Raw genomic sequence first — 22,092 nt, 5'->3', positions numbered from 1 at the left:
AGGAACTGAGAATGAATTCAAACTTCTCAACTCATAATTCATAATTTGTCTATGCATGCTTTGAACGTGTTTTTCATCAGTGCCGCTATGGTCATCGGACCAACACCACCGGGTACGGGGGTGATAAAGCTACACTTGGGAGAAACGTTTTTAAAATCAACATCCCCTTTCAGTGCGAATCCTGATTTTTTGGAAGCATCCGGTACCCGGGTGATGCCAACATCAATAAGGATAGCGCCCTCTTTAACCATATCTTCTTTAACAAATTCCGGGATACCAAGAGCTGCCACTATAATATCCGCAGACCGGCAGATTTCTGCTAGATTTTTGGTATGTGAATGGGTAATAGTAACAGTGCAATTGCCATAGGGGGCAGATTGACTGAGCAGGATGCTCATCGGGCGCCCTACAATATTACTTCTGCCTATCACCACGGCATGTTTGCCTTTGGTTTCTATTTTATAATGTTCCAGCATAAGCATGATCCCGTAAGGAGTTGCCGGAATAAAGGTATCGAGGCCTTGCACCATTTTACCCACATTGGCGGGATGGAAGCCATCCACATCTTTAGAGGGAAGAATTGTATTGATCACTTTTTCATCTGAAATATGCTTGGGAAGGGGCAATTGCACGAGGATGCCATCAATATCCTGATCCAGGTTAAGGTCATCGATAACAGACAGTAATTTGTTTTCGCTGATATCTTCCTCCAGCCGGATAAGTGTGGATTTGAAGCCGATTTCCCCGCAGGCTTTCACTTTGGCACCAACATAAGTTTCACTTGCTCCATTGGAACCTACCAAAACGGCGGCCAGGTGAGGGATTTTTTTACCTTCTGTGACCAGCTGGGCTACTTTCAGCTTTAATTCATCCTTGGTGGCCCGGGACACCAATTGACCATCTAGAATTTGCATGGCGCAAAGGTAAAGGCGTGGCGGGGGAGTAAAAAATGAGATTTGGGAGTAATTGTCGTTATAATATTCTAAGAAAATAGTAAGAATATTAGAGCTATTTGGGCTATATCTCTAATGCAATTTTAATAAATATGTATAAATAACCGCAAAAAATGTAATAAATACCTTAATTTATCTTGTTAATTAAATTTAACAATTAGTTTGCTTCTTAAATTAGCAGCAAATTCTAAAACTAACACGACATGAGAAAAATCCTATCACTCCTGGTGGTCGGGTCTCTTTGCTGTTCATTGGCATTTGGCCAGACCCGTCCGGTTACGGGGAAGATTGTTGATGATAAGGGCAATCCTGTGCCTTACGCAACAGTTAAAGTAAAGGGAAGTACCACTGGAGTTTCTGCAGATGTTAATGGTGTATTTACGATTCGGGTAAAAACCGGAGACGTATTGGAAGTTTCCGCGATTGGGCAGAAAACAAACACAATTACAATTAATCAGCAAAACCTTGTAACAGTTTCACTGGAATCCTCCGGTGAGCAGGGGTTACAGGAAGTTGTGGTAACTGGGGCATATAACATTAAGAGGACCCAGCGCAGTACAAGTTCTACGGTACAAACTATTTCAGACGAGAAGCTGAATACTATCCGTCAGCCGGATGTAAACAATGCTCTGGCAGGGAAAGTAGCTGGTGTACAGGTTAGAAGCCAGTCGGCTGCTAAACTGGGTGCTAACGGTTATGCACAGGTTCGTTTAAGAGGTGAGTCGGAACTGGTTGGCGGGTCCAACGTATTATACGTTGTTGATGGTACCATTATGCCAAGTGGTTCAGCGGGTGATATCAACCCCGATGATATTGAAGACCTTAGTGTATTGCAAGGTCCTGCTTCTGCTGCCATTTTCGGAGCACAAGGTGCGGGTGGTGCCATTGTAATCACAACAAAAAGGGCTAAGAAAAACCAGCGGGGTATCGGTGTGGAATTAAACACTGGCGTAACCCTGGATAAAATTTATATTCTGCCCGATTACCAGAATAGCTATGCTGGTGGTGGTGTAAGCGACCTTATGCAATACAAATGGCAGGCAAACCATCCGGAAGAGTGGAAAGCGCTGGATGGCAAATACTACCATGATTATTCGGATGATGCGAGCTGGGGACCCAGAATGGTTGGCCAGGAATATATTCCCTGGTATGCCTGGTATCCCGGATCTCAGTATTCATACAAAACTGCGAAACTGACTCCGCAGTCTACCAATTCAAGAGATTTTTATAACACAGGTGTTTCCGTGAACAACAACGTTAGTTTGTCCAAAGCTGGAGACAACTATTCAATTCGGGTTTCTTATACCAATCTGAATATTCAGGGACTTATTCCTACTTCCAGCATGAAACGGAATAACCTCTCCGTGTTCAGTACAGTGGATATCACCAGCAGACTGACACTGGGAACCAATATTACCTACCTCAACCAGAAAACAGAAGGACAATTTGATGATGGTTATTCCAACAACTCAACCGGATCCTTTAACCAGTGGTTTCATCGTAATCTGGACATGGACATCCTGAAAGAGTTGAGAGATCTTCGTTCTCCACAGGGAGCCCTGGCAAGCTGGAACCATAAGAACCCGGATGCGTACAGTGCTTCTAACCCACTTAATTTCTATGGTGGTAACTATTGGTATAATTTCTACTCCTATTTTGATAACATAAATAATATCAATAACCGGGATCGTTTGTATGGAGATATCTCACTTGCTTATAAGATCACCAATGATTTAAAAGTTAAGTTTACTTACCGCAAGAATCAGCTGACAACTTTCACGGAGAATAAGACCTATTCAATCGTTGAAAGCAGCGCTACCCAGTCGGGTGCTAAAGCAGGATATGGTACGTCTGAAACCTATAGCAACCGCGATAACTTCGAAGGTTTGTTGTCTTATTCTAAAAAGTTAAAAGACTTCAGCTTTAATGGTAACCTTGGTTTCGATATCATGCGTACGTCCTATAAAGACATCTCTGCAAGTACTGTAAATGGTCTGAACGTTCCTGATTTCTTTGCTTTGTCCAACTCTAAAAATCCCATTTCTTACGGTAACTACAGAGAAAATTCCAAATACCGTTCCGGGTTTGTAAGAGGTGATATCGGATGGAGAAATATGTTGTTTGTTGACTTCACCTTCCGCCAGGACTATTATTCTACCTTACCACCAACTGATAATGGTATCCTGAGTAAATCAGTGGGAGGTAGTTTTGTGTTCAGCGATCTGCTTCGTGATGCTGCTCCCTTTATTTCGTTTGGTAAGTTGCGTGCTTCCTGGGGTGAGATTCCAAAAACAATTGATCCTTATCTTACCGGATTTAACTATGGCATTTCTCAGAACCAGTGGAATGGTAACTTCCTGATGGGAACTCCTAATCGTCTGATTGATCCTGCAATCAGAGGTTCTGTAACTACTCAGCGTGAGTTAGGTCTGGATATGAAATTCTTTAAAAACCGATTTGGATTCAGCTTCACTTACTGGGATGGTACAGTTAAAGAAATTCCGCTGGATATTACTACCAATGGTGCAGGTGGATTTACTTCCCTGTTGACAAACGCAGGTGAGATTTCCAAAAAAGGTATTGAGGTGCTCCTCAATGTTACACCCGTTCGTACCAAAGATTTCAATTGGGAAATTACCGGAACATTTGCCCGTTTGATGGAAAACCAGGTTGAAGCTCTGGCAGGTGATCTGAAGAGAATCACCAATGCTTCCGGAGCTTTTGCAGGTAGTTATGCCGCTTATGTGGTAAATGCAGTTGGAAAACCATGGGGGCAGTTATTTGGTCCTGGTTTCAAACGTATCAACGGTGTTCCTCAATTGAATGCAAGTGGCCTTTTTGTACGCGAACCAGAAGTAAACTTTGGTTCTGTATTACCTGATTATACAGGTGGTGTTCAAAACACAATCGGATACAAAAATTTCTACATGAACATTAACATTGACTTCCAGAAGGGCGGTAAGTTCTTCTCTCTGTCTGATTTCTGGGGTTCTTTCTCTGGTCTGACTGCTAAAACTGCAGCCCTGAACGATAAGGGTAATCCTGTTCGGGATGCTGTTGAAGATGGTGGTGGTGTTCGCGTTGATGGAGTAGATGCGGACGGTAAAGCAGTTACCTTCTATGTAGATGCTCAGACTTATTATCATCAGTTCCAGTCCAGCCGTATTTCTGAAAACAGTGTTTATGACCTGACTTTTGTAAAGCTGCGTGAATTGAGCTTAGGCTACCGTTTCAATGTAGACAAAATGGGATTGGGTAAAGTACTCACTGGTGCTAACTTCTCTATAGTTGCCAGAAATCCCTGGTTGATTTATGCTGAAACCAGAGATTTCGATCCTTCTGAAATCAGCAATACCTATGGTGAAAATGGACAGATGCCTGGCACCCGTTCAATTGGTGTAAACCTTAAACTCAATTTCTAATCCAAACCAGGTTTCACTCAAAAACAGAAGATTATGAAAAGAATATATAGTAAAATGCTCCTTGCAACAGCAACAGCAGCGTCTGTTTGGCTAACAGGGTGTGATAAAATAAAGGATTTTGAAGACACCAACACGAACCCCAATGGTACTCCTGTACCGGTGACCGGTGCCTTGTTTACAAGGGCGGTAGCAGAATTGGGCGGACGTGAAGGTGGTCTGGCAATTTCAGCGTATACCCGTCCGGGTTATTATGCACAATATTTTTCTGAAACCCAATACCCGGAGGCTTCGCTTTATGGTGTACCTCAATTGGAGTTCACAGGAAATTATTCCGGATTCCTGTATGATCTGCAAAACATCATCAACCAGAATACAGATGAAGCAACCAAGAATATTGTTTCCGTATCCGGTTCCAATGCCAATCAGATTGCCACTGCCAGAATTTTGAAAGCATATGCATTCTGGACCATCACGGATCGTTGGGGTGATGTTCCTTATTCTGAAGCATTGCAGGGCAATCCGCTTCCAAAGTATGATACCCAGGAATCGATTTATGCTGACTTGTTGAAGGAACTTCGCGAAGCTGTTGATCAGTTTGACAATGGCTTAGGAATGAGAGGTGATATCATTTTTAATGGTAACACAGCAAAATGGAAGCGCTTTGCAAATTCCATTCGTATGCAAATGGCACTGCGGATGAGTAAAGTTTATCCAAATGCTGGTGGTTTGGCTGCTACTGAATTTGCTGCAGCATTGAATCACCCCGCTGGTTCCATTGAAACCAATGCTGATAATGCAAAGATTGATTTCCCCGGTGGAGCTTATCAGAATCCCTGGTATGTTTCTTATGTTGTAAGTTCTCGTATTGACGATGCGATCAGCAGTACTATGACCAATACACTCTCCGGTTTGGATGATCCTCGCATTAATGATTACGGAACATCAGAAGTAGGTTTTCCTTATGGGCTGGACCGTCCGAATGCGATTGCAGTTGCTCCAGGATGGGGACTTGTACTGGATGGACAATCTATCAGCGATGCAGAAGATGTAATCATCATGAATGCAGCAACTGTTCTCTTCGCGCGTGCTGAAGCAGCCGAAAGAGGATGGACATCTGAAAATGCACAGGAATTGTATAATGCCGCAGTTACCGCCAGTATGGCACAGTGGGGGTATAGTGGTGCTGCAGTAACAAGTTATCTGTCGCAATCCGGTGTGGCTTATGGAGCAACAGATCATCTTAAGAAAATTGGTACCCAAAAATGGCTCGCTATGTACCCGGATGGTATGCAGGCATGGGCTGAATGGAGAAGGACAGGTTTCCCTGAATTAACTCCGGCCCAGTATGCTACCAATACCACCAAGCAAATCCCAAGACGGTTTGTTTATGGAACAGGTGAGTATGGTACTAATAATGATGCTGTAACAGAAGCTGCCGGCAGATTGCAGGGTGGTGATACACAGGATTCCCGCATGTGGTGGGATAAATAAAATTGCTTTTTAACGCAATCAATTAAAACTATAGGATATGAATATCAAAATAAATAAACTGTTATCTCTGGGCTTAATCGCTGGTGCAGCGTTTTTAAGTTCCTGTGAGCGCGGAGAAGAATGGCCGAGTTCCCAGGGAAAAGGAGATGTTATTGTTAAAATGTTGAATGCAGGAGAAAAAGTACTTGCGTTCGATGCGTTGAGTGCTCCTCAGACAGCTTTGCTGGTTGACATTCGGAAAGATGCTCCTTCAGAAGCGGCTTTAAATTCACCTACAACTGTAAAGGTTTCTTTCGATCAGGCGTATATGGATGCCTATAACGAAGAAAATGATACAGAATATGAATTGCTTCCATCGAATTTGTATACGACGGATATTCCTGCCGGTGCGGATGGTTTTACCATCAATATGGCAGCAGGGCAGTTTGCAGCGCCGATTAATTTTACTTTAACCGATGCAACCAAGCTTGATTTTTCCAAGCAGTATGCTTTCCCTTTGACCATCACCAGCATTGATGGTAATGGCAAAATCTCGGAATCAAAAACAGCCTTCGTAAAAGTGCTTGTAAAGAATGAATGGGATGGAGCATATGAAGTAACTGGAACCATGAAGGATGAAGCAGCTGCACTTGGTGGCTTATTCCCGATGAATTACCACTTGATTACTTCCGGTGCAAACACAGTTGATGGTTATGATCCGGATTATTGGGTAAACTATTTCATTCCCATTATGAGTGGAGCTGATGTTTCCGGATACGGAGCATACTCACCAGTATTTGAATTTGATCCTGCTACCAACAAGATAATAAAGGTGACCAATATTTATGGTCAGCCTTCAGCGAACGGGAGATCGGCTGGTCTTGATCCAACTGGTGAAAACTTCTATGACCCGGCTACCAAAACAATTAAGGTTAAATTCTTCATGTATCAACCTGCTTCTATACCCACGCCTCCACATATCCGTGTGTATTTTGACTGGACGATGAAAAGAACTGGTGATCGTTAATCCTGGTCGGCGATCATTTTTAAAACCTCCGTTTTACGGAGGTTTTTTTATTTAAGCAACATGGAACTTAATAGGTTATTTCACTTTACTGTTTACCGTCATTTCACGCTTGACTACTATTTGTCTTTGTTGGATTTTGCAGCATGAGAGCAGTGATAGGTTGTGTGTGTGGATGGTTCCTTAGTCTGCCGGTTTTCTGCCAGGAAACGTCAGGGCTGGGGAACCCTCTTTTTTTCAGTCCCGCAACTGCGTTCGTGTCTCCGGGTTTGTTGTCAGACAGTAGTTCAACTGCTTCATTGTCTGTTTTTGCCAATCAGTTTACAGATATCGCTATTACCAGAAGAATAGTTGCTGCCGGTTCATTGCCTCTTCATGGAAAAGCCGGAATTGGTGTTAGGTTGTCCAGCACTGGAAAAGATCAATTTAAGGAACAGGAAATAGGTATTGCATATGGGCGCGGACTGGGAACTATGCATTCAGATAATGTTCACTGGAAACTTGGATTGCTTTTTCAATACCACAACCAGAAAATTCAGGCTGTTAAAGCAAACCATCAATGGGTGGCCGGTATTTCAGTTGCTGTAGATTCAAGGCAACAGCGCCTTTCAATACTCTTCCTGAAGAGTAGTTCAACGCTGGGTAAAGATCATTTTCAGCTCAATGCCCGCCAGTGCTGGTCTGATCAGGTATCAACTGAATTCTTTGCAGGCTACAATGGTAAGCAACTGATCCAAACCGGGATCAGCTTGCAGTATAATTTGTTGGATCGCGCTTTTCTGAGAATGTACTGGCAAATTCGTCCTGATTTTATAGCATGGGAACAAAGCTATCGGTTGGGTAACTGCTGGTTGATTGTTCAGGCCATTCGGTATCCAATGATTGGTTGGAAATCAGGGTTCGGCCTTGTGTGGAATACTAACAAAACTTCCAAAAAACATGAATAAGGTAGCCATCCTGATCTTGATGCTGTTTTGTCAAGTTGCTGTTGCACAGGAAGAAGAGGCAACAGAACGTCAATGGGAGCAAGTCGCGGAACAACAGGAACATGTGCCGGAACTGGATGAGCAACTGCTGGAATGGGAAGAACTAAAACGCAAACCCATACCAATAAGCAGGTTAACGGCAGAACAGTTAGGCTTGTTCGGTTTAAATCCCCTGCAAATCAATGCCTATCTGAATTATGTTCGGCTCTTCGGCTTTCCCGCAAATAAATATGAATTACAAGCAATTCCCTATTGGAATAAACAACTCATTTTGCAATTGATAACCGTGCTTGATTTCACACCGAGGTCATCCGGCAATAGGAGGCTTGGAGACCTATTTCAAGAGGGGTCGCATCAGTTATTATTCAGGACCAGCTCGGTAGTACAAAAAGCAAAAGGCTTTGAGAAGGATAGTGTGGGTAACCGAAATTATGCAGGCTCACCACAACGGATTTTTGTACGGTATGGATACCAGTTCAACCGGATGATCCAGGCTGGATTTAGTATGGAAAAAGATGCCGGAGAATCTTTTGGGAAGCAGTTGCTTTATCCGGCTGATTTTACCGGCTTTCAATTGTTTATCAGAGGCAGGAGAGCCCTCAAAGCAGTTGCGCTGGGTGATTTTTCAGTGAATGCGGGACAAGGGTTGGTGGTATGGCAGGGAATGGCTTTTGGGAAGGGAGCTGCGGGAGCAGGCGTTTTTAGACAGGGACCATTATTGAAAGCATACCGTTCAGCGGGTGAAATCAATTTTTTCAGAGGAGCAGCAGTTCACCTGGCAAAAGGTAATTGGGAGCTACTAACATGGATATCTAACCGAAAAAAAACCGCCACTATTATTCGCGAAAATGAGGAGGCGGTTGCATTCAGTAGTTTGTCCACTTCTGGTTATCATCGAAGCGTTTCAGAAATTGCAGGAAGAAAACAACTTGGGGAATTGGTAACAGGTTCTATACTCTGGTATCAAACGGGTAATTTGCGAATTGGTTGGAATCAATTGTATCAACGATTTTCGCTTCCCTGGCATCCCAGGGAAGCTCCGTATTCTCAGTATTATTTCAGAGGTCAATCCTCTGTTCATCAGTCCATCGATTACAATTGGGGTAAAAAGCAGTTTTTTCTCTTTGGTGAAGTTGCAAGGGGTGGTAAGGGATTTGGGATAGTGCAGGGTATGCTGGCAAGTATTGATAAACGGCTTGACTGGACATTGGTATACCGGAATTTTCAGCCTTCCTATCATGCAGTATTTGCAAATGCACTAACAGAACAGGCTGCTGTACGAAACGAGGAGGGAATCTATACCAGCCTTGAAATCAGGCCGGCGAAAGGCTGGCAGATACAACTGTATGCAGATTGGTTTCGGTTTCCCTGGTTACGGTTTCGGGCAGATGCTCCGGGTAGTGGGAGAGAAGCGAGATTGCTGGTTCAATGGGAAAAAAGACGTGCCTGGCTGATTTATGGTTATTTCCGGATGCAGGCTAAACCTGAAAATATACTTGCTGGCTTTACCAATTCAATTGTTCCGGTTGCGCAGGAAAATCTGCGGCTGCATGTGCAGCGTACTGCAACCAAAAATCTGTTGATCAGTGCCAGGTTGGATATGGTCTTTTACAAAAAAGCGAACGGTTCTCAATCCGGTTGGGGATTCTATGGTGATAGTAAATGGGCTGTACCAAAAAGAAATTGGCAGTTTTCATCAAGGATTCACTTGTTCAGAACGGATGGATATGAGACCCGTATTTATAGCTATGAACGGGATCTGCTCTACAGTTATTCCATTCCTGCGTTTTTTGATCAGGGATTGCGCTATTACCTGCAGTGGCAAGGAAAATGGAAGATTAACTGGTTGGCTGCGGGCGGATTGAAATGGTGGATTCGATGGTCGCAGACCCGTTTGTACAACCAGGATTCCATGGGTTCAGGATGGGATGAAATTCCCGGCAACCGGCGTTCGGAGTGGAAATTTCAGCTTATACTTGATTGGTAAAGGCAGTTTGCCAACAAATAGTACTTTTGATCTTTAATACTGTATCATGGATAATACGAACAATCAGCAGAACCAGTTAAATATTGAAATATCCGAAGAGATGGCTGAAGGGGAATATGCGAATCTGGCAATCATCACACATTCCCATGCAGAATTTGTAATTGATTTTGTAAATGTGATGCCCGGTACTCCAAAAAGCAGAGTGAAGTCCAGAATTATTCTTACCCCCCAGCATGCCAAGCGATTCATGAAAGCCCTGATTGAAAATATAGATCGATTTGAGGAAGTGAATGGTGATATTAAAGACCTGGAAGAGATTCAGGTTCCAATGAATTTTGGCGGACCTGCGGCGCAAGCCTGATATCAGATCAATCCTTCATCTGCAAAGCTGAAATACCCATCCTGACTAACAATCAGGTGGTCTAGTACCCGGATGTCCAATAGCAAAGCAGCTTCCCTGATTTTACGGGTAAGTTCTTCATCTGCCTTGGAGGGGTGCAGATTTCCGGAAGGATGATTGTGGCATAGAATGAGAGCTACTGCATCCTGTTCAATGGCTTTTCTCATGATGATTCGGGGGTCTGCTACTGTTCCTGTTAAGCCACCGCTACTAATGATTTCCTTGTGTTTGATTTTGTTGGCTCTGTTAAGGAACAGTACGATAAATATTTCATGCCGGTAATCGCCGAATTGTTGTTGCAAAAAAGCCGCTACATCCCGGCTCCCGGTAATGGCTTTAAGTTCCACCGCCTGGCTGAGTTGGCGGCGTTTAGCCAATTCCATGGCAGCTGCAATCGTTACTGCTTTTGCCTTTCCGATTCCTTTCACTTTCATCAATTCAAATACGGATAGCTTACCAAGTTCAAACAGGTTGTTTTGACCGAGTTGAAGCAATTCCCTTGCCATATCCAGGGCTGTTTTTTCCTTGTTGCCATGATTCAGTAAGAGGGCAATCAGTTCCGCATCGCTGAGTTGCATCGGACTTTTACTAAGTAGTTTTTCGCGTGGCCGATCGTCTTTTGCCCATGATTTAATTGAGTGGTTCTGCGCTTGCATGAAGTAAGATTAATGAATATTTTTATGTCTTGAAACAGGGTTTTAACCCTTTTATCCAATGATCCTTTTTTGTAGAAAAACTAAAACCAGTAAACTATGAATTCCCGTACTTTCAACGTATTAGGCGGATTCCAATCCATGCTATTTTGCATAGGAATCTACGTGGTAGCCTTATTCTTTTCCATTTTTATTTGCTCTGCGATTTTTCACGCGTTTCAGAATCGTACCGAACCGATCGGCACCCTGAAAACGGTATCTGCCAGCCAGGCGGCTCCGCAGGTGGTTGCGTCGCGATAAATTCGTTAATGTAGACAGGTAGAAGAGGGGACGCCAATGGTAGTCCCCTTTTCGTTTTTTGTTCAAATTCTTGCTCTACTGGGCGGAGTGTCAACTTCAACTCTTTATCTTCGCCGCAAGAATTTTCTTCTATGACTGCAAAAATCTTCTCCGGTACCGGCTCGCAGTACCTGGCTGAAAAAATCGCCAACAGCTACGGAATTCCATTAGGCAGGATTAATATCCAGAAATTCAGCGACGGAGAGATTCAACCGGTTTACCAGGAAAGTATCAGGGGGGATGTTGTTTTCCTGGTGCAGAGCACGTTTGCACCTTCAGACAACCTGATGGAATTGCTCCTGATGATCGATGCAGCCCGTCGTGCATCTGCCTATAAGGTGATTGCTGTAATTCCTTACTACGGATATGCCCGCCAGGATCGGAAGGACAAGCCCCGGGTGGCTATAGGCAGTAAGTTGATAGCCAATATGTTAACAGCGGCGGGGGCCGACCGGGTAATTACCATGGACCTGCATGCGCCACAAATTCAGGGTTATTTTGATATCCCAGTAGACCACCTCGACAGCTCGGTAATTTTTATACCTTATATAGAGCAACTAAAACTGGAAAACCTTACCTTTGCGGCCCCTGACGTGGGTAGTGCAAACAGGATCCGGGAAATTGCCAGTTATTTCAATGCTGAAATGGTGATTTGTGATAAGCACCGGAAACGGGCAAATGAGATAGCAAGTATGGTGGTGATTGGAGACGTGACAGATAAGAATGTGATCCTGATTGATGATATATGTGATACCGGAGGAACACTTGCAAAAAGTGCCGGGTTGCTTAAGGAGAAAGGTGCTACTACCGTGCGGGCTATGTGTACACATCCGGTATTGAGTGGGAAAGCCTACGAGAATATTGCAGGCAGTGTGTTGGAGGAACTGGTAGTTTGTGATACAATCCCGTTGAAGCAGCAGGTAGATAAGATAAAAGTTTTATCAGTCGCCAATCTGTTTGCAGTGGCATTGCGAAATGCATTTGAACAAAGAAGTATTACCAGCCTGTTCATTCATTCGCAATTAAAGGAACAGCGGGATGCTGAGCTGAACAGAGACTAAATCGTGCTTAATTATTATTAAATAAAACAAAATGAAAACAATTACAATCGAAGGACAACTCAGGACCGAAACCGGGAAAAAGGCCACCCGCCAACTTCGCTCTGAGGGACAAGTGCCAGGTGTAATTTACGGAGGTGAGCAGGAAATTAATTTCGTTGCTCCGGCCAAGGCTTTCAAGCCACTGGTGTATACCGCTGAATTCAACCTTGCAGAGGTAACCATTGATGGCAAAAGCTACAAATGCATCCTGAAGGACATGCAATTTGACAAAGTGAGTGATGCACTTACCCACGTGGATTTACAGGAACTGGTGGAAAATAAGCCGGTAATTGCACAACTCCCACTTCACCTGACTGGTTCACCTGCTGGTGTTAAAGCCGGTGGTCGTCTGGTAGTTAAAGTGAAGGCACTAAAAGTAAAGACACTGCCTAAGTACCTGAAAGAAAGTATCGAGCTGGACATTACCAATCTGGAATTGAACGAAAACGTACGGATCCAGGATGTAAAGACTGAGAATATGGAGATTCTGATGTCTCCCCGTATTCCGGTTGCTTCAATCGTAATGACCCGTCAGCTGAAGCAGGAAGAAGCTGCTGCAGAAAAAGGCAAGAAATAATCGAATTGATTATTCAACTCATACAAAAGCACCGGTATCCCCGGTGCTTTTGATTTTTCCCGGCTCTCGTCTCACATCTCACGTCTGACGTCTCACCTTCTTATCTTCGCGCCATGAACAAGTTTCTCATTGTTGGTTTAGGTAATATTGGAGCAGAATACGCACATACCCGCCATAATATCGGGTTTGATGTGGTGGATGCACTGGCAGAAAAACATGGGGTAAGCTTTCGAACCGACCGGTTGGGTGATGTTGCTGAAATGAAACTGAAAGGTAAATCCCTGGTACTGCTCAAGCCATCTACCTATATGAATCTGAGCGGTAAGGCAGTGAAATACTGGATGGATAAAGAAAAAATCCCGGTAGAACAGGTATTCGTGATTTTAGATGAGCTGGCACTGCCACTGGAAAAAAGCAGGATCAGAGGGGCGGGCAGTGATGGGGGCCACAATGGCTTGAAGAGTATCCAGGAGCAATTAGGGACAACGGCCTACCCGCGACTTAGATTTGGTATTGGAAATGATTATCCGAAGGGCCGTCAGGTAGATTATGTGCTGGGTAAATGGACTTCTGAAGAAGCATCCCTGATCCGAATGAAGATTGATAAAACCATCCCTATAATTGAATCCTTTGTGCTTGCCGGGTTGGCAAATACCATGAATCATTTCAATAATGTGGAATACAAGTTATGATTTATGCATATGAATGGTTATTTTCGCTCTCCATCAGGTAAACCTGCCTGTGATTCCGGTATCCCTATCAAATTCCGGGGAGTAACGTCCCAACCAAACCAGTGATTATTTAATCATTAAACCCTGTAGTGAATATGAAAATATTCTGCATAGGCCGTAACTATGTGGCGCATGCCAAAGAACTGGGCAACGAAGTGCCCGATGAGCCGGTGATTTTTATGAAACCCAAGAGTGCACTCCTGCAAACGCACACTCCATTTTACTATCCTGAATTTACCAATGAGTTGCACTATGAGTGTGAACTTGTTTTGCGGATTTGCAAAAATGGAAAATACATCCAGGACCGTTATGCCAGCAAGTATTATGATGCGGTAACGGTAGGTATCGATTTTACTGCAAGGGATATACAGAATGAATTAAAAGAGAAAGGACTTCCCTGGGAGAAAGCCAAAGCCTGGGATAATTCAGCAGTAATTGGGAAATGGGTGAACCTGGCAGACCTGAAGAATAAAAAGGATATTCATTTCAAACTGCTGAAGAATAAGGAATTGGTACAGGAAGGTCATTCCAGTAACATGATCTTCAATTTTGATAGTATTGTAGCTCATATATCCAACTATTTCTCTGTAAACATTGGCGACCTCATATTTACGGGTACTCCCGCCGGCGTAGGGGAATGTGTTGTGGGCGATGAACTGGAAGGCATCCTGGAAGACGCAGAGATGTTTAACATCGAAATAAAGTAAGCCCCGCCAAACATTACTAACAACTGTTCGTTTATATTTGCGAACCATCGCATCACTATGAACGGACAGGAATTGTTGGTTAAAGCGTATAGGCACATTTGCCAGGCCAAACATATGGCGGCCACCTATGAACAACATAGGAATATCTGTAAATACGTACACAGTACTTCAAGAGGACACGAGGCAGTGCAGCTGGCTATTTCTTATTTGTTGGACCCGGCTGATTATGTGAGTCCCTATTATCGGGATGAAAGTTTGTTGCTTGGATTGGGGTTCAGTCCCTATGAACTGATGTTGCAATTGCTGGCAAAAGCTGCCGATCCGTTTACCGGGGGCAGGGCCTATTACTCGCATCCCGGTTACAGGGGGGATGACAAACCTACCATCATACAACAAAGTAGTGCCACAGGCATGCAGGTGATTCCAACTACCGGTATTGCCCAGGGTATACAATACCTGGAAGCCCACCTTCCCGAAAAACTTACTAGGACCAGCAACGGCAAAATGCCCTTGGTGGTGTGTTCATTAGGTGATGCCAGTGTTACAGAGGGAGAAGTAAGCGAAGCTTTTCAGTTTGCCGTACTCAAAAAATTACCAATTCTTTACCTGGTCCAGGACAATCGGTGGGGTATAAGCGTATCAGCCGATGAATCCAGGGTAATGGATGCCTATGAATATGCTGCGGGTTTTCCCGGAATGTCAAGGGCGCGGGTGGATGGCAGTGATTTTGAAGCCTGCTACAATTTATTTCAGGAGGTAACTGAAAGCATCCGAAGGGATCGGTCCCCCTGGCTGATTCAGGCAAATGTTCCCTTGCTGGGGCATCATACAAGCGGAGTGCGAAAAGAATTCTACCGAACGGAAAAGGACCTGGAAATGCATGCCCTGAGAGATCCCGGCCCCTTGCTAAGAGAACGACTGTTGGCCGCAGGTGTATCAATGGATGAACTTGCTGACATCGACAAATCCGCTGAGCAGGAAGTGCGGTTGGCTTTTCAGCAGGCAGTTGAGGCTGCAGATCCTGATCCCGTTAATGTTCAATCACATGTATTTGTACCCACTGCTGTTACTATAGAAACCGGTCAGCGCGAAACAACAAAAGCAGAAAAGATCAACATGGTGGATGCTGCCCTTTTTGCCATCCGTGAAATCATGGAAGAATTTCCAGAAGCAGTTTTATATGGACAGGATGTAGGCCGCAGGCTGGGCGGTGTTTTCCGCGAAGCTGCGACGCTTGCGGAACAATTTGGTGATCATCGGGTATTCAATACTGCGATCCAGGAAGCATACATAATAGGCTCTACTTCCGGAATGAGTGCAGTTGGGTTGAAACCCATCGTGGAAGTTCAGTTTGCCGATTATATTTATCCCGGACTCAACCAGCTGGTTTCTGAAATCTCAAAATCGTCCTATTTGAGCTGCGGGAAATTTCCTGTTCAAACCCTGATCCGGGTGCCGGTGGGGGCTTATGGCGGCGGCGGACCGTATCATAGTGGAAGTATTGAATCCACCCTGTTGAGCATTAAAGGAATTAAGGTGGTTTATCCTTCCAATGCAGCCGATATGAAAGGATTGATGAAAGCTGCTTTCCTGGATCCCAATCCGGTAGTGATGCTGGAACATAAAGGGCTGTACTGGAGCAAAGTGCCGGGAACAGAAGCTGCCAAACAGCCCGAGCCCGGAGCTGATTACCGCATTCCACTTGGCAAAGCAAGAATTGCTTTGCCTGCTTTCAAACAAACTGTTATGCAGGGAGATTCCTGTTGTATTATCACCTATGGAATGGGGGTTTATTGGGCTAAAGCAGCTGCCATGCATTTCCCGGGACAAGTGGAGGTGATTGATCTTCGTTGCCTGTTTCCCCTGGATGAGGAATTGGTATATAATACCGTCAAACAACATGGGAAATGCCTGGTGCTTACAGAGGAGCAACAAAATAATTCATTCGCTGAAGCCCTGGCTGGCCGGATCAGTAAAACCTGTTTTCAATGGTTGGATGCTCCGGTTGACGTGATGGGCGCATTGAACTTACCCGCTGTTCCCATGAATGCAGCATTGGAGGCGGCTATGCTTCCATCTGCTGAAAAACTAAGGGGACGAATAGGCCAGTTGCTGGCGTATTAACAGGTCTTCACTTTTTTCTAACATCTTGATCAGTCTGTTCATCCTGTATTATTCCCACTGGTGTATAATTAGGTTTTTTGTGTTAGTGGTTCTGTAGATATTTATCTCCGAATCGTTTCGTATAAATTCTGCAAACCAAACCTATCTCGATGAAAAATAGAATGTTGAAAGGAGCACACCTTTCAGAAAGAAAATGCAGGGAGATTTTACATTATTTCTGCGAAGACTTAACTGCTACCCAAATTGCTGCCATTACAGGTGTGAGCCGTGTTACGGTAAATGCTTACCTGAAACTGATCCGTACGAGATTGGCACAATTTTGTGAAGATGCATTTCCTGCACACCAGTTACCTGAAAATGTCGTTTCTCTGAAGGGATCGTTAAGCGGATTACCTAAAACCTCTTATTTCGGATTTACTCGTCATAACGGTCATGTGTATGCGACTGGATTGGAAAATATAACTAAAGAACATTTGCTGAACTGGCAAAAGCAGCACAATGGCCAGCCGGGTTCAGAAATGCAAAGCATTCAGGCAGTTGCTGATTTCAATAACTGGCGATTATACAGAAGAGATATGCTTGCAGCCGGTGCTACGACCAATGGAGATGAAATTTCAGGCTTTTGGGGCTTAACCCGAAACAGACTGATGAAATTTCGCGGAGTAAACCGGAACACCCTCTACCTGCATATCAAGGAATGTGAATTCAGGTATAATCATCGAAATGAAAATATGCAGGCAAAACTGCTTCAACTTATAAATAAGCATCCTTTGCACGAAGTGCATATGCAATAAAAATTTCTTTATTTCTCATGTGTGTGAACGCGGGTAGTTTCTACTACCTGCTTTTTTTTGTTATGACCAGAATCATAATAGATATAAACCGGGTGTAATAGTTTAGATTATTCAATACACCCTAAAAATAACAGTATGAGAAATTGGATTCCCCTCCTGATTGGAGCATCCTTCCTGATGCATTCCTGCGGCGACCAGGCCGCTTCTGACAATGCTGCCGCAGCCGCCGTTGAGACGCCGCTAAGCGGACAATCTGCCGTTAAGGACGATGATTCCCAGAAAGACATTGTAAAAGTGGCAATTGGAAGTGCAGATCATTCCACACTGGTGAAAGCGGTGCAGGCAGCCGGATTGGTAGATGTACTTTCCAACGCTGGACCCTTCACTGTTTTTGCTCCCACGAATGCAGCATTTGACAAATTGCCCACCGGAACACTGGATAAATTAATGCAACCATCCAGCAAAGCTGACCTGGAAAACATTCTTCAATACCATGTGTATGTGGGCGTAATTAAAACCGATCTGATGAATGATGGTCAGATATTGGGTCAGGCAAATGGTGGTAATATCACGATTTCAGTAAAAGATGGAAAAGTGATGGTGAACGGGAAAGCAACCATTCTGGCTTCAGTACCGGCCAGTAACGGCATCATTCATGTGATTGATGAGGTGTTGTTACCATGAACAATTTTGAGTTCCATAACGAGCGCAATTGATTGCGCTCGTTGTTTTATTAATTCTGTATTCTCTCCCTCAAATAACACATCTGCTGTGTTTTTAAACAGTTGTAGCCATTCCGCAAAATCTTCCCTGCTTAGCGGAAATTCCTGATGTAATTGTTTATGCACAGCCATAGGATTTCCATTGTACTGCCCGGTATAAAATAAAATGTTTTCCCAAAAGTTATACATAATTGGCAGATGGTGTTCCCAATTTACCTTCCTGTCTGTAGTAAAGAAATGACCGATCTGATCATTTGCTTTTACCTGATCATAAAAACGATTGATCAATAATTCAATATCCGAACGGTTAGTAATATCTTTTTTCATCTCGATGCAGTTGTTTAAAGGTCCTTGTTTTTAAACCTACGAATCGCAAATAGGATAGGAAGAGTCATCCAGCCCATCATTACCAGAATTACCAGTACGGCACCCAATCCATTTCCAAAGAAGTCCTGGAACAATGCACCGGTTAATCCCATCATGGCAGAAATGTCGAGCTGTATCAACATTCCGATTCTACCGAGGTCAATGGGGTTCAGCATACTCATACCAATCATGGTTGTTTCCAGTGGATAGTCTGCCATTTGGAACAAAACCAGCAATACAATTCCATCGTAAATAAAAGTAAAATAAAACCATAAAAGGAGGGATACGCCAATACCCTTTGCTTTATCACGCGTAAGTACAGCCGAAAGTGTGGCCAGCGAGGAAAACACAATGGTCAGGGCTGCGCTAGTAAGAAAAAGACTGAGTCCGGATATAGTGGGTTGTAGTATCAAAAGAGGTAATCCGATTCCCAGGATCAGTGCGATCAGTAATGCGGTAATCATACCAAGGTAAACACCCCAAAGCAAACGCGACCGGCGGATTGGCTGAGCAACCAATAGTTCAATGAATTCAGCACTGTTATACAAATAGATGGTACAGAAAATGCTGCTTACAAGCGGTACAATCAGCAAACTGATATTCATAAGGCTCATGACCGCTTTTGCAGGGTTGTCTTCCATCAGGAATAAACTGATACTGACAACAGCCAGCAAGATTGTATAAGCCAGGATTACACGATTCCTTAATATATCGAGCAGGCTGTATTTAATAATCTTTTTCATCGTTGTGCCGTTTTTTGTAACATGATTTGTGCCATCACCTTATTCAGTTTGGCTTGCCCGGTTTTTTTCTGCAATTCAGCAACCGATTCATGAAACCGGAGTTGCCCATCCTGCAGATAAATAAGCTCCGATACCAGGTCGTCCAGGTCACTTAGCACATGGGAGGTGATAAGGGTTAGTTTTCCCTTTGCTTTTTCTTTTAAGATTTTGGCTTTCAGCAGTTCGCTTGCAACAGGATCAAGTCCGGCAGTTGGCTCATCCAGTATGAGGATATCCGGTTTGAATAAAAAAGCAAGACATGCACTTACTTTCTGACGTGTTCCGCCTGACAGTGTTCTCATGCGTTTACCATACATACGAGTCAGATCAAATGCCTCTATTAATTCTTCATCCAGTTCTTGTCCGGGTTTATATCGAATATCCCTCACCATGTCAATGACCTGTTCAATGGTCATATTATCCGGGAAGCGGCTGATCTGGGGCATATAACCTATATGTTGCCGGTATTCCCAGGTGCGATGTATGTTTTCCTGGTTAACGGTAATAAATCCACTATCGGGAATAACCATGCCCAAAAGACATTTGATAAAGGTGGTTTTACCCGAACCGTTTGGCCCGATCAGGGCGATGGTCTGTCCTTTATTACAACTCAGGCTGATGCTGTCAAGAGCTACCAGTCGACCGAACTTTTTCTGTACATTGGTTGCGATAATCATAACGGGAAGGGTTTCATACTGGGTTGATTGTCTTTCAGTTTTTCCGGAGTAATGCCGGGCATGATTTTTTCCGCTTTTTCCAGTAAACCCACCATTGGGCTGCGAAATAACATCATAGCACTGTTGTTACGTTCCACGATCAGGGCAAAGAGGCTGAGTGGGCGGTAAGGGATATCTCCCATACCATCCCGGTTTAAATCATACCCTTCGTATTTGTCCCAGTAATTTTCATTAAAACTATTTAGAACCAGGCTTCCATTGGTAGCAATATCAAAACTGTTGGCGATGAAATTGTTTTTACGGATAACATTGTTATCACAGGACGCCTGGATGCGAATGCCATATCCATTCTGCAAAAAACGGTTGGCGAATATGATCAGTCGGCTGGATCCTTCCATGTAGATTGCCGCCGTATTGCGGGAAAATTCATTGTATGCGGCATAGCTGTCTGAAATTTCCTTAAGCAAAATTCCATATGCTGCGCTACCCCAGTTATCCAGGAAATGATTGCGAATCATGGTTACCTGCCGGCTGTACATAACCGCAACACCTGCTCCATTTTCACTGAATGTGTTATTGGTGTAAATATCCTGGTGAGAAAACATAAAATGTAAACCATACCGGATATTCTGATGACTTTTGTTGTTGGTAATAGTAGACTCGGTTACAAACTCAAAATAGATACCATCCCGATGGCCGCTGATGAAATTTCCATCAATAACGAGATGGTTACTTTTCCAGGCATGGATGCCATTACCTGCTTCCAGTTCACTGCCACCTGTGCTGGTGATATCATTATGGGCGATCAGGCTGAAAGAGGCATGCTGGCAATAAATGCCAAAAAAATTTTCGCGTAACCGGTTATTTCGGATTCCCACATAGGAGGCCTGTTTAATTCGAACGGCTGCCAATTCATCCATGCTGCTGTAACCGGAACGAATAATTTCGAACCCCTGCACTACCACATGATCTGCTGTAATAGTTACTACTTCGTATTTATTCTCTCCATCCAGTACCGGGTAACCAATTCCCTGCAATACGAGTTGCTTATTGATAAGTATTCCTTTTTCCCGGTACGTGCCAGGAAGTACTTTAATCAGATCGCCTTTGGATGCTTTATTGATGGCAGCCTGAATCGACTCTCCGGGTTTCACCAGGTGTTCAGCTGCCTGTGCCGGCAGGAGTACTATCAATTGTGCACAAATAATTATATAAAAGAGACGAATCATGGCTGAACTTGTTCTTTCCAGGATGTATTTTTTCCGGATTTGGAGGCACTGAATTTTTGTCTTGCTGCATCTGTAGAGAAAGCCACAATGGTGCCACCCATAGGGCCCCGGATTTCATCCGACTGGAAAAGAAAAGCCTTGTCCAGTTCCAGCAAGTTCCCCGGACGTTCATAATCACTCATGTATGCCTGGTAAGCTCCGGCAGTACCGGGAGAACCTTCACGGATGTATTCAATGAGGCAGGTAAGATCATCGAAATAAAAGGGTTTGCCTTTATCGGAAAGCAATTCAGTTCCAAATTGTTGATTCATCAATGTCATTTTGCAATAATTGCATTCCTGCTTGCCATAGGGAATTGGTTGAGGTCCACTGGCACAACCAGTGAAGAAAAAGCTGCTGGTCAGCAGTAAGAGAAATGCAGGTCCGATACTGCGTTTTTTTCTGATAGCTTTTAGCTCAAGCCATCCTCCGATCAGCAGTAAAATACCCACTACTACAAATATCCAACCCCCGATATCGGGCATAGAGTAGGCTCCGAAATTGAGTAACTGCTTGTAGCCGAGCAGGGGGGGCTGATAGGATTGTCCGGGTACCTTAATAGCGGCAGCCGGATCCAGGTTGTGTCCGTAATTATAGAGCCAGTGATAAAAATCAAGCATGGCTACAATACCAAATAATAAGAGAAATCCAAACCAGCTGAAATAAAACCATTTACGGTTAATGATTGCTGTTAGTAACCCAAAAGCGGCAATGGTGAGGATAATATAGGGTAGTACCTGGAATTCAACAAAGTCTTTTTCTTCAATATGTTTCATTCCGATATAGTGATTGAGTCCATTGATCACATCTATATCGCCTCCAATTTTACCTGCATGGATCTGCAGAAAAAGACCTTCAGGGTATTGTGGTGCAACCAGGTCAATTCTCCAGATCGGAAGAAAAAATACCAGTACCAAAGAAATTGCAGATACCAGGCTGATGATTCGGGTAATTGGAGATAACCTTGTGTTCATGATCAGTGTTTTAAAGAGAAGGCAGGTATTGCCTGC

Annotated in this window: 20 protein-coding genes; 13 read left to right on the top strand and 7 right to left on the bottom strand. The window is 43.8% G+C overall.

Annotated features, from left to right (window positions below):
* Nucleotides 1–38 precede the first annotated feature (38 nt).
* The gene (locus MD536_RS08675) at nt 39–914 is read right to left on the bottom strand and encodes a bifunctional 5,10-methylenetetrahydrofolate dehydrogenase/5,10-methenyltetrahydrofolate cyclohydrolase (RefSeq protein ID WP_239597877.1); all 876 of its coding nucleotides are present in this window, start codon (nt 912–914) and stop codon (nt 39–41) included.
* A 242-nt stretch (nt 915–1,156) separates the two neighbouring features.
* Here MD536_RS08675 and MD536_RS08670 point away from each other — a divergent pair, with 242 nt between their 5' ends.
* The 6 genes from MD536_RS08670 (at nt 1,157) to MD536_RS08645 (ending at nt 10,203) form a co-directional block, all read left to right on the top strand.
* Nucleotides 1,157–4,375: a SusC/RagA family TonB-linked outer membrane protein gene (locus MD536_RS08670; protein ID WP_239597875.1), complete on the top strand. Its 3,219-nt coding sequence runs from the start codon at nt 1,157–1,159 to the stop codon at nt 4,373–4,375.
* Between the two features lie 33 nt (nt 4,376–4,408).
* On the top strand, nt 4,409–5,866 hold the full coding sequence (locus MD536_RS08665) for a SusD/RagB family nutrient-binding outer membrane lipoprotein (RefSeq protein WP_239597874.1): 1,458 nt from the start codon (nt 4,409–4,411) through the stop codon (nt 5,864–5,866).
* A 37-nt stretch (nt 5,867–5,903) separates the two neighbouring features.
* Complete coding sequence (locus MD536_RS08660) at nt 5,904–6,872, top strand: DUF1735 domain-containing protein (protein ID WP_239597872.1); 969 nt, start codon at nt 5,904–5,906, stop codon at nt 6,870–6,872.
* 143 nt (nt 6,873–7,015) lie between these two features.
* On the top strand, nt 7,016–7,816 hold the full coding sequence (locus tag MD536_RS08655) for a hypothetical protein (protein WP_239597870.1): 801 nt from the start codon (nt 7,016–7,018) through the stop codon (nt 7,814–7,816).
* Entirely contained in the window at nt 7,809–9,842 is a 2,034-nt protein-coding gene (locus MD536_RS08650) for a hypothetical protein (protein WP_239597869.1), read from the top strand. Before MD536_RS08655 ends, MD536_RS08650 begins: the two co-directional genes overlap by 8 nt.
* 46 nt (nt 9,843–9,888) lie before the next feature.
* Nucleotides 9,889–10,203 (top strand): DUF3467 domain-containing protein, encoded by a 315-nt coding sequence (locus tag MD536_RS08645; RefSeq protein WP_234864432.1) that lies wholly within the window; start codon nt 9,889–9,891, stop codon nt 10,201–10,203.
* A 2-nt stretch (nt 10,204–10,205) separates the two neighbouring features.
* Here the strand turns inward: MD536_RS08645 and radC are convergent, their stop codons facing one another.
* A complete protein-coding gene (gene radC, locus MD536_RS08640; RefSeq protein WP_239597867.1) occupies nt 10,206–10,898 on the bottom strand; it encodes a RadC family protein in 693 nt (230 codons plus the stop codon).
* A 428-nt stretch (nt 10,899–11,326) separates the two neighbouring features.
* Between radC and MD536_RS08635 the strand changes: the two genes are divergently transcribed.
* The 7 genes from MD536_RS08635 to MD536_RS08605 all read left to right on the top strand — a co-directional run bounded on the left by MD536_RS08635 (nt 11,327) and on the right by MD536_RS08605 (nt 17,951).
* Complete coding sequence (locus MD536_RS08635) at nt 11,327–12,295, top strand: ribose-phosphate pyrophosphokinase (RefSeq protein ID WP_234864429.1); 969 nt, start codon at nt 11,327–11,329, stop codon at nt 12,293–12,295.
* Between the two features lie 31 nt (nt 12,296–12,326).
* Nucleotides 12,327–12,911, top strand: a complete 585-nt coding sequence (locus tag MD536_RS08630; protein ID WP_239597865.1) for a 50S ribosomal protein L25 — start codon at nt 12,327–12,329, stop codon at nt 12,909–12,911.
* 113 nt (nt 12,912–13,024) lie between these two features.
* Nucleotides 13,025–13,603, top strand: a complete 579-nt coding sequence (gene pth / locus MD536_RS08625) for an aminoacyl-tRNA hydrolase (protein WP_239597863.1) — start codon at nt 13,025–13,027, stop codon at nt 13,601–13,603.
* A 134-nt stretch (nt 13,604–13,737) separates the two neighbouring features.
* On the top strand, nt 13,738–14,349 hold the full coding sequence (locus MD536_RS08620) for a fumarylacetoacetate hydrolase family protein (RefSeq protein ID WP_239597861.1): 612 nt from the start codon (nt 13,738–13,740) through the stop codon (nt 14,347–14,349).
* Nucleotides 14,350–14,406: 57 nt separating this feature from the next.
* Nucleotides 14,407–16,473: an alpha-ketoacid dehydrogenase subunit alpha/beta gene (locus MD536_RS08615; RefSeq protein WP_239597859.1), complete on the top strand. Its 2,067-nt coding sequence runs from the start codon at nt 14,407–14,409 to the stop codon at nt 16,471–16,473.
* Between the two features lie 149 nt (nt 16,474–16,622).
* Complete coding sequence (locus tag MD536_RS08610) at nt 16,623–17,267, top strand: hypothetical protein (RefSeq protein ID WP_239597852.1); 645 nt, start codon at nt 16,623–16,625, stop codon at nt 17,265–17,267.
* Between the two features lie 135 nt (nt 17,268–17,402).
* The gene (locus tag MD536_RS08605) at nt 17,403–17,951 is read left to right on the top strand and encodes a fasciclin domain-containing protein (RefSeq protein ID WP_239597850.1); all 549 of its coding nucleotides are present in this window, start codon (nt 17,403–17,405) and stop codon (nt 17,949–17,951) included.
* On the opposite strand, the gene MD536_RS08600 is transcribed toward MD536_RS08605, so the two are convergent.
* Genes MD536_RS08600 through MD536_RS08580 form a run of 5 tightly spaced genes read right to left on the bottom strand, consistent with a single transcriptional unit; the run spans nt 17,921 to nt 22,056 of the window.
* Nucleotides 17,921–18,316, bottom strand: a complete 396-nt coding sequence (locus tag MD536_RS08600) for a group III truncated hemoglobin (RefSeq protein ID WP_239597848.1) — start codon at nt 18,314–18,316, stop codon at nt 17,921–17,923. The two genes, MD536_RS08605 and MD536_RS08600, sit on opposite strands and share 31 nt — an antisense overlap.
* A 14-nt stretch (nt 18,317–18,330) precedes the next feature.
* The gene (locus tag MD536_RS08595) at nt 18,331–19,098 is read right to left on the bottom strand and encodes an ABC transporter permease subunit (protein ID WP_239597846.1); all 768 of its coding nucleotides are present in this window, start codon (nt 19,096–19,098) and stop codon (nt 18,331–18,333) included.
* Nucleotides 19,095–19,814: an ABC transporter ATP-binding protein gene (locus tag MD536_RS08590; RefSeq protein WP_239597844.1), complete on the bottom strand. Its 720-nt coding sequence runs from the start codon at nt 19,812–19,814 to the stop codon at nt 19,095–19,097. Before MD536_RS08590 ends, MD536_RS08595 begins: the two co-directional genes overlap by 4 nt.
* Nucleotides 19,811–21,043 carry a nitrous oxide reductase family maturation protein NosD gene (locus MD536_RS08585; protein ID WP_239597835.1) on the bottom strand — a complete coding sequence of 411 codons (1,233 nt, stop codon included), beginning with the start codon at nt 21,041–21,043 and terminating at the stop codon, nt 19,811–19,813. The genes MD536_RS08590 and MD536_RS08585 overlap by 4 nt, the downstream gene beginning before the upstream one ends.
* On the bottom strand, nt 21,040–22,056 hold the full coding sequence (locus tag MD536_RS08580) for a nitrous oxide reductase accessory protein NosL (protein WP_239597833.1): 1,017 nt from the start codon (nt 22,054–22,056) through the stop codon (nt 21,040–21,042). The genes MD536_RS08585 and MD536_RS08580 overlap by 4 nt, the downstream gene beginning before the upstream one ends.
* Nucleotides 22,057–22,092 lie beyond the last annotated feature (36 nt).

This window comes from Flavihumibacter cheonanensis (assembly GCF_022352215.1).
GTDB classification, from domain to species: Bacteria; Bacteroidota; Bacteroidia; order Chitinophagales; family Chitinophagaceae; genus Flavihumibacter; species Flavihumibacter cheonanensis.
This window is presented reverse-complemented; position numbering and strand designations above follow the sequence as displayed.